General features: G+C 62.4%; 11 protein-coding genes. 1 reads left to right on the forward strand and 10 read right to left on the reverse strand.

Going from position 1 to position 15,759, the window contains the following annotated elements; all coding sequences use genetic code 11:
- Positions 1–1,923 carry a translational GTPase TypA gene (typA, locus tag F0311_RS04185; RefSeq protein ID WP_150460705.1) on the reverse strand — a complete coding sequence of 641 codons (1,923 nt, stop codon included), beginning with the start codon at positions 1,921–1,923 and terminating at the stop codon, positions 1–3.
- Positions 1,924–2,102: 179 nt separating this feature from the next.
- Here typA and F0311_RS04190 point away from each other — a divergent pair, with 179 nt between their 5' ends.
- Positions 2,103–4,967 (forward strand): hypothetical protein, encoded by a 2,865-nt coding sequence (locus F0311_RS04190; protein WP_150460706.1) that lies wholly within the window; start codon positions 2,103–2,105, stop codon positions 4,965–4,967.
- 33 nt (positions 4,968–5,000) lie between these two features.
- On the opposite strand, the gene F0311_RS04195 is transcribed toward F0311_RS04190, so the two are convergent.
- The 9 genes from F0311_RS04195 to F0311_RS04235 form a co-directional block, all read right to left on the reverse strand.
- Entirely contained in the window at positions 5,001–6,056 is a 1,056-nt protein-coding gene (locus F0311_RS04195; RefSeq protein WP_150460707.1) for a hypothetical protein, read from the reverse strand.
- Positions 6,057–6,081: 25 nt separating this feature from the next.
- On the reverse strand, positions 6,082–8,136 hold the full coding sequence (locus F0311_RS04200; RefSeq protein WP_223881124.1) for a dipeptide ABC transporter ATP-binding protein: 2,055 nt from the start codon (positions 8,134–8,136) through the stop codon (positions 6,082–6,084).
- Positions 8,133–9,308, reverse strand: a complete 1,176-nt coding sequence (locus tag F0311_RS04205) for an ABC transporter permease (protein ID WP_150460708.1) — start codon at positions 9,306–9,308, stop codon at positions 8,133–8,135. Before F0311_RS04205 ends, F0311_RS04200 begins: the two co-directional genes overlap by 4 nt.
- Positions 9,305–10,870 (reverse strand): ABC transporter permease, encoded by a 1,566-nt coding sequence (locus F0311_RS04210; protein WP_150460709.1) that lies wholly within the window; start codon positions 10,868–10,870, stop codon positions 9,305–9,307. The genes F0311_RS04205 and F0311_RS04210 overlap by 4 nt, the downstream gene beginning before the upstream one ends.
- Before the next feature lie 138 nt (positions 10,871–11,008).
- Positions 11,009–12,919, reverse strand: a complete 1,911-nt coding sequence (locus F0311_RS04215; protein WP_150460710.1) for an ABC transporter substrate-binding protein — start codon at positions 12,917–12,919, stop codon at positions 11,009–11,011.
- 507 nt (positions 12,920–13,426) lie between these two features.
- Complete coding sequence (locus tag F0311_RS04220) at positions 13,427–14,671, reverse strand: YihY/virulence factor BrkB family protein (protein ID WP_223881125.1); 1,245 nt, start codon at positions 14,669–14,671, stop codon at positions 13,427–13,429.
- 49 nt (positions 14,672–14,720) lie between these two features.
- Complete coding sequence (locus F0311_RS04225) at positions 14,721–15,083, reverse strand: cation:proton antiporter (RefSeq protein WP_223881126.1); 363 nt, start codon at positions 15,081–15,083, stop codon at positions 14,721–14,723.
- A complete protein-coding gene (locus F0311_RS04230) occupies positions 15,083–15,349 on the reverse strand; it encodes a monovalent cation/H+ antiporter complex subunit F (RefSeq protein WP_150460712.1) in 267 nt (88 codons plus the stop codon). Before F0311_RS04230 ends, F0311_RS04225 begins: the two co-directional genes overlap by 1 nt.
- Complete coding sequence (locus F0311_RS04235; protein WP_150460713.1) at positions 15,346–15,756, reverse strand: Na+/H+ antiporter subunit E; 411 nt, start codon at positions 15,754–15,756, stop codon at positions 15,346–15,348. The genes F0311_RS04230 and F0311_RS04235 overlap by 4 nt, the downstream gene beginning before the upstream one ends.
- Between the last annotated feature and the right edge of the window lie 3 nt (positions 15,757–15,759).

Raw genomic sequence — 15,759 nt, forward strand, 5'->3', positions numbered from 1 at the left:
TCAGACGGCTGCAGCCTGCTTCTTGCGGCGGGAAGCCTTCATCCGCTCGGAGGAGTCCAGGATGACCTTGCGGATACGGATGGCCTCAGGGGTGACCTCTACGCATTCGTCGTCATTGGCGAACTCCAGGGATTCCTCCAGAGTCAGCTTCATGGGCGGGGTGAGTCCCTCGAAGCTGTCGGCGGAGGCGGCCCGCATATTGGTGAGCTTCTTCTCCTTGGTGATGTTGACTTCCATGTCCTCGTTGCGAGAGTTGATGCCGACCACCTGGCCCTCGTAGACCTCGCTGGTGGCCTCTACGAAGAAGGTGCCGCGCTCCTGGAGGTTGATCATGGCGAAGGGGGTGGCCGCTCCGGCCCGGTCGGCCACCAGGGAGCCGGAAGCCCGGTATGCGATCTCGCCCTTCCATGGTTCGTAGCCGGCGGCGTAGCTTGAGGCGATGCCAGCGCCGCGGGTGATGGTCAGGAAGGTGGTGCGGAACCCGATGAGGCCACGGGCCGGGACGCTGAACTCCATCCGGATCCAGCCGGAGCCGGAGTTGGACATGGTGGTCATGGTGCCCTTGCGGGCGGCCAGCAGCTGGGTGATCGCGCCCATGTACTCCTCGGGGGCATCGATGGTCATAGCTTCCATGGGCTCGTGCAGCACACCGTCGATCTCCTTGGTGACCACCTGGGGCTTGCCTACGGTGAGCTCGAAGCCTTCGCGGCGCATCTGCTCCACCAGGATGGCCAGGGCGAGTTCGCCGCGGCCCTGAACCTCCCACATATCAGGGCGCTCAGTGGGCAGCACCCGGATGGAGACGTTGCCCACCAGCTCTGCGTCCAGCCGGTCCTTGACCTGGCGAGCGGTGACCTTAGCACCCTTGACCCGACCAGCCATGGGTGAGGTGTTGATGCCGATGGTCATGGAGATGGCGGGGTCGTCCACCACGATGTTCGGCAGCGGCTTAGGTGTATCCAGGTCGGTGAGGGTCTCACCGATCATGATGTCGGAGATCCCGGCCACAGCCACGATATCGCCGGGGCCGGCGGATTCGGCGGCAACCCGTTCCAGACCCTTGGTGGCCAGCAGCTCGGTGATCTTCACGGTCTTCACCGATCCGTCCTTGCGGGCCCAGGCCACCTGCTGGTTCTTGCGCAGAGTGCCGTTGAATACGCGCAGCAGCGCCAGTCGGCCCAGGAAGGGGGAAGCGTCCAGGTTGGTGACGTGGGCCTGGAGGACCTCGGCGTCGTCGTAAGTGGGGGCAGGCACATGCGCCAGGATGGTCTCGAAGAGTGGTTCGAGGTCCTCATTCTCCGGCAGGCCGCCGTCTGCGGGCTGCTCCGCTGAGGCGCGGCCGGTCTTGCCTGAGGCATAGACGATAGGCAGGTCAAGCACCGCGTCCACGTCCAGCTCCGGGTTCTCCTCGGCCACATCGGAGGCCAGACCCAGCAGCAGGTCCATGGTGTCGGAGACCACCCCGTCGATGCGGGCATCGGGCCGGTCGGTCTTGTTCACCACCAGGATCACCGGCAGGGAGGCTTGGAGTGCCTTCCGCAGCACGAACCGGGTCTGCGGCAGGGGGCCTTCGGAGGCGTCCACCAACAGCACCACGCCGTCGACCATGGAGAGGCCGCGCTCCACCTCGCCGCCGAAGTCGGCGTGGCCAGGGGTGTCGATGATGTTCATGGTGACCGCCTCAGCCTCAGCGATCCGCGAGGCGGCCGGCCCGTTGTAGAACACGGTGGTGTTCTTGGCCAGGATGGTGATGCCCTTCTCCTTCTCCAGGTCGCCGGAGTCCATCACCCGGTCCTCAAGGTCGCCGTGGCCGCCGACTGCTTTGGTCTGGCGGAGCATGGCATCGACCAGTGTGGTCTTGCCGTGGTCGACGTGGGCGACGATCGCGACGTTACGCAGATCATTGCGTGACACAGTGCTCATGGGTGAAGAAGGGCCTTCCGGAATCTAGGGTCGCTGAGCGCAGACACAACATGCTCAACCCCACTAGTGTACGCGGTGCGCCGGATACCATGGCGCCACACCGTCGATCAACAAAAGCTTGATAGAAGCTTAACAGCTCGGTAGCGTGGCCCGGGATGCTTTCCCGCTACGCAAACCGTGTGACCCGCACCTTCGCAGCACTGCTGACTTGCCTGCTGCTGGGCGTCACCATGATCGCTGCCTCACAGATCACTGAACAGACCGGTGCTGCGGTGCAGACTACAGTCAGTGAGAACTGGCGAGGCCACTATGACCTACTGGTAACCCCACAAGGTGGTCTCACCGACTCTGCCGAGGAGACCGGCGGTCTCATCGAGCAGAATTTCGCCAGCCTCACTGGCGAAGCGCATATCACCGAGTACGAACTCGACTCGATCGCAACCATGCCTGAGGTTGAGGTAGCCGCACCGCTGGCATTCATCGGACAGTTCGCAAGTCCTGCTCTGGAAGCACCCGTAGGCGCGATGGTCGAGGAATGGGATGAGAACGGGTTCTTCGACGATGCCCGAGCATTCAAGGGTGCTGTCTCCATCATGTATGACGATGGGATGCAGCTGCGCCATCTGCAGTCCAGCCCCTCCGAGAGCCTTTTCCTCACCGGCCTGGACAATGTCACCATTCCTGAGTGGGATCCTGAGGCTGGAGAGACAACCTACTCGTCCGAGGATGTTCCTTCCCTCAAAATCTTCGACGTCGTGGAAAGTATCCGCTGCGAATGCGACACCTGGCGCGACGCCGGCAACGCAGAGAACCAAGACCCCGATCAACCAGCGGTGCTGTATGACACCTTCGAGGTGGTGCCTGAGCTCTACAGCAGCATGGTTGCTGTAGACCCCCAGTCCGAACGGGAGCTCATAGGTGAGGCGGGCGGATTCCTCGACACTTTGATCGAGTTCGAAGAGGCCCAGCGCAGCACTGGCGAAGAACCCTGCGAAGGGGATCCGCTCGCTGAACGACCCCCAGGGGAGTGCCTGGCCGATCTGGTCGATCGTGAGCGCTACCCGCATATCCATGAGCGGGTCTTCTCAGGCAATAGCGAGCTCATCTGGGACGACGCTGATACTGATTTCGAGGCAATTGACTGGGAGGACCTAGACTTCGATGAAGACGGTCTGCCTATCGGCGTGGACGGCGTTGAGCATGTGCAGGCCGGCCCGATAATTCCTATCGTCTATTCGGAGACCGAATACCCTGAGCTGATCGCCGAAGCTGCGTTCCCTGAGATGGCGGTATTCGAGGGCCTTGATCTGGATGCTGCCAGTGAGTACGAGAACTACGGGGAGATCGTCTACGAGGACCCACCGGCAGATGCAGAAGTCCATACGGTCAACATCACTGAGAACCTTGTGCCTTTCATCCCGCAGCTCAATGTCGGTTTCGCCTTGGAGGGCACTGAGGAACCCACCCGATTCGCTGAGGCTGAGACCGCCCAGGTCACTCCTGACTGGATGCCGGGACGAATCCAGCGCAGTGAGGCCGAGGGCGAGAAGCTGGAAGATGCGCCGGAGAACGTCGAGGCCGCTCTGGTCAATGAGCCTCAGGGCTTCCACGTCCTCGATGCAGAGCGCACCTCCCGCGAGCAGCGGTACCGGCCCTGGTACCGGAACCTGGACTTTGACGCTCGCCCTCCGAATGGAACTCTCTTAGTGCCAGTGGACAGTTACACTCCAGGCGAGGTCATCGACGTTGACTCCGCTTCCTACGTTCCTCTGGGCCTGTACGCACCAGCCGAGTCAACAATCGTGCAGCCCGGTGAGCACGAAGGCGGTAACCTCCCACCATCGTTCAGCGGCCGCGGAGCGCTGCTGAACTCCCCTGGCGTCATTACGACCCTGGATGCCTATCATTCGTACCGTGAGGAGCTGCGGGTTGATGTTGTCCGAGTGCGCGTGGCCGGTGTGGAGGAATACTCCCCTGAGAACCTCAACCGCATCGGCGAGGTTGCCTCCCACATCGAGGATCTCGGCTTAGAGGTCCGCGTGGTCGCCGGCTCCAGCCTGGCCCCGGTAGGCGTCTACCTTCCTGAGTTCTTCGAAGACCGCACTGACCTCGGTTGGACGGTGGAGGAATGGACATCGCTCGGTGCGGCTGTCCAGGTCGAAGATGCGCAGCTGACTGCCTCATGGCTGCTGCTGACAGTTGCTCTTGCCGGAGTCGCGACTCTGGCCTGCGCGGTTCAGCTGGCAGGAATAAGAACGCGACGAAAAGAGGCCGCCCTGCTCACTTCACTGGGCTGGCCCCGCACCCGTGTCCGCCGTTGGTTCCTCAGTGAGGACCTCCCTCTGGCAATCATGACTACCGCTGCCGCGACTCTCGCTATCCTGCTCTCCACATCCATCCTCCCCAGGGTCGCAGCAGCATCGGCAGCTGCTGCCCTTCTGGTCACGATCCTTGTCACCGCCATAGGCGCCGCATCTGCGAAAACTCAGCCAGGACGCAGCAGGAATGTCTCAAGCTCAGGCGCTGCTGCCCGTACTCCCTCGGGAATCGGCCGTCGGCTGGCCTTGGCCTCGCCGCTGGCAATGACACTGAGCGCCTTGTCTCTACTGGTACTGGTCTCAACAGCTTCCGCGTTTGTGGTTGTCATACTCACCTCTCGGACGCAGGCCGGTGTGACTCGTATCGCGAACCTGGTCAATGCCGAAGTGCTGTTGCCGCAGACTGTTCTGGCCGCAGGTGCGGTCACTGCAGGAGTCCTAATGTTCGGGATGGGGATCAGGCAGTCTCTGCGGCAGGCCGGGCGGCAGCATGTGATGCTTCGCGCGGTTGGCTGGTCACGCCACGACCTCGGGACGTGCCTCCGAACTCAATTGCTTACCTCGCTACTTCCCGGAGTGGCATTATCACTGCTGTTCGGGCTTGCCGCCTTGGCCGCGATGGATGTCACCGCGGTAGGCCCGGTCAGTCTAGTGATCCTGGGCGTACCTCTCATTGCGATCGCCGTGGCCCTGTCCTGGGCGGCGAGGCACATCCGCAGTGTGTGATCTGGCTCGACTCACTCTCCGCGGACTCAAAACTCAGTCACTCTGGAAGATGATGTATCCGGCCTCCCAGCTGAGCAGGTAGTGCTCTTCCCCAACGGAGTCCAGGCGCAGTCCCTCTGTGCCGATCTGGGCAACCACTTCTTCGGGCACCTCCAGCTCGGTATCGGTACCCGGCAGCGGTTCAACCTCCTGAGGTTCGCCAGCCTCGGTGGTGGCGATATCCACCCGGCTGAGCTGGTGCCGAGTCTCCGGGGAATGACCGTGGTGGATGAGGAACTCCGTCTCACCGACCTGCCCGGCGTTCAGGTTGAGCACCTGGGGCCAGGCACCGGTCTCCTCGGGGTGCTCGGAGAGGAACTGGGAGGTGTCGATCCCACCGTCGAGCCGGAGGCAGTCCGTCTCGTGGCCCTCAGCCCTGTCAATGATCACCACATCAGTGTTCCCGTGATAGGTAGGGGTTTGCAGAATGATATGGGTCCCGGCAGCCCCGATGCCGTAGAGCACCCGGCGGCGGGCATCGTCAGCCAGGTCGTGGTCCCGGGTGGGATGGACGGTCTCGGCGGTGAAGCTGATTTCAGCAGTGTCCGGGTCCAGCACTGAGACCCGGTCGGTGCCCGACCACATCTCATCATGGTGGCCGATGATTAGCTCCTCGCCGAAAACAGCAGCTGAGAACTCCCGGGCAGTGGGCACTGGTCCGCGGTAGGCACCGAGGACCGGCACTGCACTTATGTCCTCTGCCACAGCCTCGGCGGCGGTCTCTAACGCCTCAGTCTGGTCGGAGCTCTGCTCAGCCACATAGGCCAGATGCTCCTGCCAAGAGTGGAAGGGCTGCTCGGCCTGACTCGGCTCACCGATGTGGACGTACTCCCCGCAAGTCAGGCCCAGGGCATCAATGATTCCCCACTCGCGGTGCATGTTGTAGACCACCGAGAGTGTGACGAAACCACCCACCGCAACCGTTGCAGTGATCGCGATGGTGCGCCGCCGCCACTTGCGGTAGTTCTCCCGCTTCTTCTGCTGCCACTGTTCGTCACGACCGCGGCTGTAGAAGGCAATGAGGTCGGAGGGGGGCTGCTCGGAAGTCACCTGCGGATTCTACTGGTAAGGCGGGTCAGTCAGTGAGCAGCCCTTGGGCGGTCAACAGCTCCCGGCGGGCCTCACGGCGCTCCTTCTGCTGGAGCGGATCCGGCACTGGAGCAGCAGCCAGCAGCCGCTTAGTGTAGTCCATCACCGGATTGCGCAGGATCTGGTTCTTATGGCCCTGTTCCACCACACGGCCCTTCTCCAGCACCATGATCTGGTCAGCCAGCTGGTCCACCACTGCCAGATCGTGGGTGACGAACAGGCAGGCGAACTCGTACTGCTGTTGCAGTTCGGCGAACATCTCCAACACCCGGGCCTGCACTGAGACATCCAGGGCAGAAGTGGGCTCATCGGCGATCAGGATGGAGGGGCTCAGCGCCAGGGCGCGGGCAATGCTGATGCGCTGCCGCTGGCCGCCGGAGAGCTCATGCGGGTAGCGGTTGATCACATTGGCCGGCAGCTTCACCGCATTGATGAGCTCCGCGGCCCGCTGTTTACGATCCTTGGGCGAGCCGACCTTGTGCACCACCAACGGCTCGGTGATGAGATCACCGATCGGGAAGCGCGGATCAAGCGAAGCAGCGGGATCTTGGAACACCACGCCAATCTCTCGCCGGGCGATCTTGCGCTCAGCGCGGGAGAGCGTGGGCAGGTTCCTCCCGCGGATCAGCAGTTCGCCCTGCTCAACCTCCAGCAGTCCGAGCACGGCCTTGGCGATGGTGGACTTGCCAGAGCCCGATTCGCCCACAAGTCCCAGAATCTCGCCCTTGGGTACGACGAAGTTCACATCCTCCACGACCCGGGTCAGCTTGTTCCGGTGCCGGTAGGCCAGGGCGAGGTCTTTGCCTTCAATGGCGACCTCGCCGCTGATCCTGTCCTCATCTGGCAGTGCTGCCTCTTCAGCGGCAGGCTCCTCCACCGAGGTGACCTCGAAGTCCACCTTCTGGTGCAGCTTGGGCATGGCCTCCAGCAACCGGATGGTGTAGGGGTGCTGTGGGTTGAGTAAGATGTCCTCAGATTTCCCAGACTCCACCACCTCGCCCTGAAACATCACGACGACGCGGTCGGCCATATCTGCTACTACACCCATGTTGTGAGTGATGAGCAGGATACCGGTGTTGATCTCGTCCTTCAGCCGACGCAGCAGATCCAGGATCTCAGCCTGGACGGTCACATCCAGTGCCGTGGTGGGCTCATCGGCGATGATCATTGAGGGGTTGCAGGCGATCGCTATGGCGATCACAATGCGCTGACGCTGGCCGCCGGAGAACTGATGGGGGTACTCGTGGATCCGGTTGGCCGCGTCGGGAATGCCGACCTGCTCCAGCAGCTCAATGCCCTTTGCCAATGCCTGTTTGCCGAAGGCCACACCATGGACCTCCATAGCTTCCTTGAGCTGGTCGGAGACCTTGAGCACCGGGTTCAGTGCGGTCATTGGCTCCTGGAAGACCATCGAGACCTCCGAGCCACGCAGCTTGCGGAGCCCAGCATCGTCCATTGCAGTAATTTCTTTGCCGTTGAGGAACGCCTTTCCGGAAACCGTGCCGTTCTTCGGCACCAAACCCATAGCTGTGGCTGAGGTCACTGATTTTCCGGAGCCAGACTCGCCGACCACGGCTACCACTTCACCAGGCATCACATCGAAGCTGACGCCCTTGACCGCATCCACGGTGCCGAACTCCGTGGTGAAGCTGACTGCGATGTCCTGGAAGCTCAGTGCGGCCTTGGGCGGCCGGGCGGCCTTGGTAGCCTCGTCTTCCTCCGGCTCGGGCAAGGCGCTGCGGTATGCGGTGACGGCTGCGAAGACAGCGATCATCAGACCGATGCCCAGGGTGGAGAGCGCCACCGTGTCGGCCAGGTTCAGCGCTTCCCGGTTGACATGGGTGCCGCCGGTGCGCAGCGGAGTCATCACCAGGGTGGGACCGATGCCCAGCACCAGCCAGGCGATGAGCAGCTTGACCCCGAACTCCCGCTGTTTGAGGATGAGGATCTGCCCGAGTCCGGCCACGACCAGGGAGAGGATCGCAGGTACCCAGGGGTTCGAGACCTTCGGAGTGGTCTCCTGTGTGCTGTTCTCGGTCACTTCTTCCTCCAGAACTGCAGCTGGTTGGTTCGTGGGTTATTACTGCCGGGCACAATATGCGGGCCGGTGGGCTGGCTGGAAGCATCGGCACCGATCTGCTCATTGCGGCGCTGTGCCATGGCGAAGCCGCGCAGCCCTATCACCTGGCGCAAGCCCGGACGCCGGTCGCCCTTGCGCTGCTGGCGAGGGTCGAAGGCATCGCGCAGCCCGTCCCCTACGAAGTTCACGCACAGGGTGATGACCAGGATGAAGATGCCGGGGATCCAGAACAGGTGTGGCCGGGTGTTGATGGCCGACTCGCCCTCTGAGACCAGCAGGCCCAAGGAGACCTCCGGCGGGCGGATGCCCATGCCGAGGTAGGACAGGGTGGATTCCAGCAGGATGACCGCAGCCACCGTGAAGGAAGCGTTGACGATGATCACCCCGATGGAGTTGGGTAGCATGTGCTTACCGATAATGCGCCAGGGAGATGCGCCCATCGCGATCGCAGCGGCTACGTATTCCTTCTCACGCAGCGAGAGCACCTCAGCGCGCACCAGGCGGGCCATGCCGGTCCAGCTCACGATGCCGAGCATGATGGCCAGCGGAAAGGGCGCGAAGGGCATATTCGAGACGGTGCTGCCGAGGATGGCGGCGATGACCAGCAGCGGCACCACAATCACGAAGTCGGTGATGGTCATCAGTACCGACTCAATCTTGCCGCGGAAATAGCCCGCGATCGCTCCGATGAGGATGCCGATCACCGAGGAGACGAAGGCCACCACCACGCCGATGATCAGCGACTGCTGGGTTCCGCGCATCACCCGGGCGAAGATATCGCGGGGCAGGCTGTCCTGGCCGAAAGGATGAGGGCCGAAGATCTGGCCGTCGGTGAACATGGTGGGCTGGCCGCCGTTGACCAATACCGCCCCTTGCGGAAGCCGGAAGGGGTGCTGCCACCAGCCGGGGATGATGCCGTAGCCCACCGAGGTGAAGGCCATCACGGTGATCACCGTAAGCACCACCAGTGAGATCATGGCCGGCACATGGGAGAAGAAGCGCCGACGGATCAGCTGGCCCTGGGAGTAGGACTTCTGACCGGCGGTGAGCTTGGCGTCCTCGACCTCGGCCAGATCGACCATCTGCTGCTCGAGCTCAGCATCTGTCTGTTCGGGAGTCTGTTCGTTGCTCATACTCGGATCCTTGGGTCGAGGACGGCGTAGAGGATGTCAGCGATGAAGTTGAAGATCACCGCGATGCCTCCGGTAAAGATGATTACTGCCATCACCGGCGCTGGGTCGACGTTGGTCAGCCCGGTGATGAACATGGTGCCCATGGAGTTCCAGCCGAAGACACGTTCCACGATGATCGCGCCGCCGACCAAGCCTGCGAAGTCGAAGGCCACAATGGTGGCCAGCGGGATCATGGCGTTGCGGAAGGCGTGTTTGAGCACCACGGTGCGCTCGGTGACGCCCTTGGCACGTGCGGTGCGGATGTAGTCCTGCTGGGCGACCTCAAGCATGGAGCTTCGGGTGTAGCGGGTGTAGGTGGCCAGTGAGGTCAGCATCATGACCAGGGTGGGCAGCCAGAGCTGGCTGAGATGGTCCAGGGAGATCACCCAGAAGTCATCCGTGCGCAGGTTCGGGCTGGATTCGCCGATGGTGCGCACCGGGCGTGGTTTGACCGAGAGCAAGCCGGGCCAGCTGTACATGTAATGGTCCAGCAGGATTATCGCTGAGGTCAGAATGCCGGTGAGCAGTGAGACGGCGGTGGCTTGGCCCTTGGCGTACCCGCCGAAGAGCCGACCCACTGCAACGCTGACCGCAATGGTCAGGGCGAACAGTCCAAGCGGCACCCAGTAGCTCTCGGCAGCGCGCAGCATGTCCCAGGTGGCGAAGTAGGCGGTGACGCCGAGGGCAGCCACAATCAGCCCGGAGACCAGCACTTTGGTGTTCTGCATTCCGGCAATCAGGGCGGTGAACCCTACGGCCAACACCACAGCTCCCACGGTGATGAACCCGGTGCCCAACCGAGGCTCCTCCATGAAGTGGATGTGGTCTAGGAAGGGCATCACCGTGCAGGTATAGGCAAACATCACCACACCGGTGATGATTCGCCGCCGGGCGCTTCCGCCGATGATCAGCGGTATGGCGATAGCCAGGGCGACCGCGACGATTAAGATGGTCTGTTGATTGAAATGAGGGTCCGCCATCCAGTTGTTGTAGCGGATGGCCAGGTATTCCTTGGCAATCACCGCGGCCCAGAACAGGGGCAGCGACCAGAACAGGAACATCACGAAGCTCATCGAGTAGTCGAAGATCGAGTACTGGCGCATGGCTGAGACGATCCCGGTGAGAATGCCCAGCACAATCGAGAGCAGCGTGGCGATGAGCACCAGGCGCAGCGAGACTTCTGCGGCGTTGGCGATCTGTGCAGTGACATCGCCGCCGTTGACCGTGGTGCCCCAGTCACATTCACCGATGATGTTGTCGGTGGGGTCCAGACAGCCCAGCACCCCGGTGAGCCAGTCCCAGTAGCGCTCGTACCAGGGCATGTAGTACTGGTCTGTCCAGGGCAGCATCAGGTTCAGGTGCTGCGCCCGGGTCTCCATCTGGAACTCGGCATCAGCATCAGTGGACTCGCGGAGGTCCGCCAGCGGGTCCCCGGAGTGGACGATGAGGTAGAAGCAGATGAATGAGGCTCCGAAAAGGACTAGAAACAGCCGCCCGAAGCGTTTGAAGATATATTTCAGCACGGTGCTTGATCGCCTTCCGTTCCGTACGGTTCGCAGTACGAGGACCGCCAGGGGCCCGGCAGATGGTCTCTGCCGGGCCCCTTAGCGGACCGTCGTCGTCAGAGTGGTTCAGATGTTCCCTGGATCAGGGAACTCACATCACTCTGCGGTGGCCTCTGCCCGCTGCCACTGCTCAGCGTTCCACGGAATCGCGGTCTGCGCGGCGGTCAGGCGAACGTTGGCGATCGAGGCGTCGGAGGCCACAATGCCTGGGTGCACGTACATCGGGATGCCGTGCAAGTCGTCCCAGAGAGCCTGCTCTATCTGCACCAGGGCATCGAAGCGCTCTTCGTCGCTGACGTTGTCAGCCACCACGCCCCACTGCTCATCAACGGTGTCGCTGGCGAAGCCGGTGGCGTTCTGGGCACCACCGGAGGAGTAGATGTTCAGACCGGAGACGATCTGGCCGGAGCCTGCCCAGGCGAACATTGCGACACCGGACCATTCACCGTCGAGCAGCGCGGCGGAGAAGTCGGGATCACCGGCGTCAACGATGTCGAAGCCTGCGCCCTCCTCGCCACAGTAGGTGTTGATGATCTCAACGGCGGCGTGGCGGCGGGGCTGGCCGAAGTGGTTGATCTCCACAGTGGTGCCCACGGCGTCGTGCTCTTCGAGGATCGCAGCAGCGGCCTCAACGTCGACCTCATCGTAGCGGCCGTCGTAGGACTCAGCCACAAAGTCGTCGTAGTTCTCCTCGAAGCTGAGCACCTCTCGGGCGTTGAGCACCTCAGCATCCTCAAAGACCGGCACGATGAGCTGGTCGACGATCTCCTCACGCGGCAGGCAGAGGGCGAAGGCCTCAGCCAGCTCCGGGGTCTCAGCGAACGGGCCCTGCTGGTACTGGAAATCGATGTGCTCCCAGGTGGCCTGGTCGCCTTCGTGGACCACGAACTCGCCGGTCTCGGCCAGGGAGTCCAGATTCAACCGGACGTCCTCATCGGCCTGCGGCTCGATGATGTGGATGTCGTAGTTCTCCAAAGCCTGAACGTGGGTGGACTCGTCCTCGAAGGTGAAGATCAGAGTGTCCACGCCGGGCGGGGTGCCCCACCAGTTGGGGTTGGGCTCCAGGGTCACGGAGCCGCCGGACTCTTCACCCTGCCAGTTCCAGTCAGCCAGCTGGTAGGGGCCGGAGGACAGTGCGATGTCCGGGTCCCAGTCGCCTGCATGGCCCATACCCTCGTTCCAGACCTCAGCGATCTCCTCCAGTACGGCGACGTCTCCCTCGTCGATGGCGGCGTCGAACTCCTCGAGGCTCAGCCCGGCTTGCTCAGCAACGATGTGCGAGGGCAGTCCGGGACCAGAGACCAGCAACTCCCAGTCGGCGTAGTAATCCGGCAGCTCAATGCTGAAGTCGGTGTCGTCCAGGCTGTCGTACTGGAAGCCCTCAGGCACGTAGGAGTAGAAAGAGGCTCCGGAGGGGTTGAACCCGGCGTCACCCTCGTGGTCCTCAGAGCTGTAGGCCTGGGAGATCCAGCCGAGCTGGTAGTCACGTACCGTGATCGGAGTCTCGTCCGACCAGATGGCCTCCTCGTTGATGGAGTACTCGATCACCAGCGGATCTTCCTCGTTGGTGACCTCATAGGTGCCGAACTCATCATTGGGCACGATCGAGAGATCGGTGCCGAAGTACCAGAAGCCGGAACCCATCCGACCGGCCACCACAGAGTTGTTCACCGAGTTGGCACCAGCGTGGTCGTTGTTCACGTTGATGAAGGGCACCGCACCGGTGGAAGCGATGATGGTGTCCTCGGCAGTCTCAAAGTTCTCAGGAAGCTCAGCGCGGGCGCCCGAGTCGGGAATCACCGTGTAGAGGGCACCCTCCTGGTCGTATTCACCGCCAGTGCCTTCCTCGACGCCGGTACCGTCTTCTTCACCGTTCTCATCACCGTTTTCGTCGGTGACTTCGTCACCGTTGCCGGTGTCGTCGTCATCGCCAGGGGTGCACCCCGACAGAACCAATGCGCTGGAGGCCAGAATGGCCGCAGCAGCAGAGAGTTTGCGTAGTTTCACGTGTTGCTCCTCATGCAATTAGGTGCGAAGTGCTTGGTGCAGTACGTCACACACCAGCACTTTAGGTGCGCACCACATTACGACTCAGCGGCTCGCAGAGTGAGACATTCCAGGGTCCTGTAACCGAATCGTTACCGCTGGGTAGAGCGCCGAAATAGTGTGTTAGCGCAGCTTCCCGAGAAGTCAAGCCGAGGCATTCAACACAACCGAAACACATGGCCCCAGCACCGCTTTCATCCTCTCATCTCAGCGAGTTCCGCGATATTCCGGGGAAGTCCTAGTCCAGGAAGAATCCAGGTTAACCCAAGCTTCCCCAAGGTTCTCGGATAGTTGACGCAGCCTAAGAAACACGGCCGTAACGCAGCGTGAGCGACAGGTGAACAGCACCCCGGAATTCCATCCAACGAAATATTACGTAATATTACGCGGCGTGCGGCAGGTCACGGCAGAATTCCTCTATGGGAAGGCCCCGCAGAGGCTCTCAGCAGCGCCCTGAGCTGGAGCGTTTCAGCGCCGCCAGATCTGCTCCGGATCGCTGGTCTCACCGCGGGAAGCGCGCAGCGCGTGCCCGGCCGCCACCAGCTTCTCGTACTTGACGTTCTTCTTCTCCAGGCCCTTGGTGGCCCGTGGCGGAAGCATAATGGTGCGCTCGGCCTCGATGCCCGCCTGCAGCTGACGTCCGCGCTCCAGTTCGGAGTCCAGCTCCGCACCCAGCAGCAGCACGGTGTTCATGATGTATACCCAGAACATGAAGATAATCACGCTGGCCAGGGCGCCGAAGGTGGCCTCATAGTTGGCGAAGTTCATCACGTAGAGCGCCACACCTGCAGTAGTCAGAATCATCACCACAATGGTGATCAGCGCTCCGGCTGAGGTCCACTTGGGCCCAGGCTGCCGGATATTCGGGGTGGTGGAGTACAGCAGCCCAATCCCGCCGGCAGCGATCAGGATCAGCACAAACGGGGTGGCCCAGTTCCACACCGTCACCGCGGTCTCCCCCAGGCCCACCGCATTGCCGATAGATTCTGCAATCGGTCCGGAGACCACCAGCATCACCCCGGCGGCGGCCACCAGCAGGATCAGCACCACAGTGACCAGGTAGAGCACCGGGCGCAGCTGCAGGAAGGACCGCCCCTCCTCGACCTCCCAGATGTGGTTCATCGCCCGGGAGAAGGCATTGACATAGTTCGACGCCGTCCAGATCGCTATCAGGATGCCCACGGCCAGCCCGATGCCGGCTCCTCCGACGCTGGTGATATTGCCGACCACCATCTGCACGGTCTCCATCACATCGGGATCGTTGTCGGTCATATCGGCCACCATGTCCACAAAGAATCCGGTGACTCTGTCCGCCTCCCCCACCAGCCCCAGGATGGAGACCAGAGCGATCAGCGCCGGAAAGATCGAGAGCACCGTGTAGTAGGTCAGCGCAGCGGCCTTATCCGTGCACTGATCCCGGCTGAACTCGGCCAGGGCGCGCTTCAGGCTGTACTTCCAGGTGGTGCCGGTGAGCCGGATCGGAGACTCTGCCTTGGCGTCGTCGTGCTCATCTGCGACCTCAGTCTCGGCGTACTCCTCACGCTGCCGGGCCTTGACCAGATAAGGCTGGTCGGCGGCCGCGAAGACCGTGCCGGGGTGGGCGGCGTCGTCATAGGTGACTTCCTCGCCGAAGACATCATGGGTCTCGGCGCTGGGCTGGCGCATCTGGTGAGGTTCGAGTCCGGGCTGATCAGCGGAGTTCTGGTCGCTCATACGCACAGCCTATCGAGATGGGAGAGGTGGCGTGTCTCGCAGATCGCGCTCACGATGCCTCTCTGCGGTAGTCCCGTCTTGTCCTGAGGAGGTCATCAGTGTGGGTGATCGCCGCCGGCAGCGAGTTGTTGAGGTAGCCGGAGCGGGCGATGGCCATCGAGCCCACGGCTGAGGTGAGCAGCTGGGCAACGATCGCCACTGCGGCCTTGATGAGGTTGAGCCAACTGAAGTCCATCAGCAGCACGCCCAGCACAATGGAGGCCACGCCCAGCCCAGCTGAGGTGCCCACGGCTGAGGCGCGCAGGTAGAGGTCAGGCAGCCGGAATAGGCCGATGCCGGCCACAATGATGGTGACGATGCCCAGGAAGATGAACACCATTCCAGCGGTGTGCGCTATGACGTGCAGGTCCATCAGCGGCGACCCCCTGAGCCGAGCCTGGCCATCGAGATGGCAGCCATAAAGCCCAGCAGGGTGGCGATGAGGATGATGTCGAACAGCGCCTCAATATTGGTGCGCAGCCCGATCAGGGCGATGAATCCGATGGTGGCGAAGAAGATCAGGTCCGCAGCCACCGCTCGATCGGTGATCTTGGGCCCCAGCCAGGCGCGCACCGCGGCCAGCAGCATGCCCAGCCCCAGCAGGATCAGGGCGATCTCCAGGGTGATCTCTGAAATCACTGCTGATCACCCTCTTCAGGGAGATCAGAAGGTACGACGACGGGGGCTTGAATCGGTCTGGCCAACTCACCCGGGACTCGACGCAGGGCACGCAGCATGCGGTTCTCCATCTCCTGGATCTCCGCCACCAGCTGCTCCCGGGAGTCCACGAACATGCCGTGCACGTAGAGGATCTTGTGCTCCCGGCTGATCGAGAGTGTCAGGGTGCCCGGAGTCAGGGTGATCAGGCAGCTGATCAGCGTCCATTCGGTGTTGGAGACACTGGCTGCCGGCACTGCGATGATCGCCGGGTTGGTCTTCATGCGTTTCTTGGGCCGCAGCACGTCCAGGGTGACGTACAGATTGGCCAGGAAGAACTCCTTGGCGTACCAGAGCCAGAAGCTGATGAACCGCAGTGGCCACATCATGAG

The organism is Nesterenkonia ebinurensis (genome assembly GCF_008711175.1).
Classification (GTDB): domain Bacteria; phylum Actinomycetota; class Actinomycetes; order Actinomycetales; family Micrococcaceae; genus Nesterenkonia; species Nesterenkonia ebinurensis.

Bases quoted from the DNA above. Each gene is read 5' to 3' on its own strand.
- typA (WP_150460705.1), bottom strand. From the start codon at position 1,923: ATGAGCACTGTGTCACGCAATGATCTGCGTAACGTCGCGATCGTCGCC.
- F0311_RS04205 (WP_150460708.1), bottom strand. From the start codon at position 9,308: ATGAGCAACGAACAGACTCCCGAACAGACAGATGCTGAGCTCGAGCAG.
- F0311_RS04220 (WP_223881125.1), bottom strand. From the start codon at position 14,671: ATGAGCGACCAGAACTCCGCTGATCAGCCCGGACTCGAACCTCACCAG.
- F0311_RS04225 (WP_223881126.1), bottom strand. From the start codon at position 15,083: ATGGACCTGCACGTCATAGCGCACACCGCTGGAATGGTGTTCATCTTC.
- F0311_RS04235 (WP_150460713.1), bottom strand. From the start codon at position 15,756: ATGATGTGGCCACTGCGGTTCATCAGCTTCTGGCTCTGGTACGCCAAG.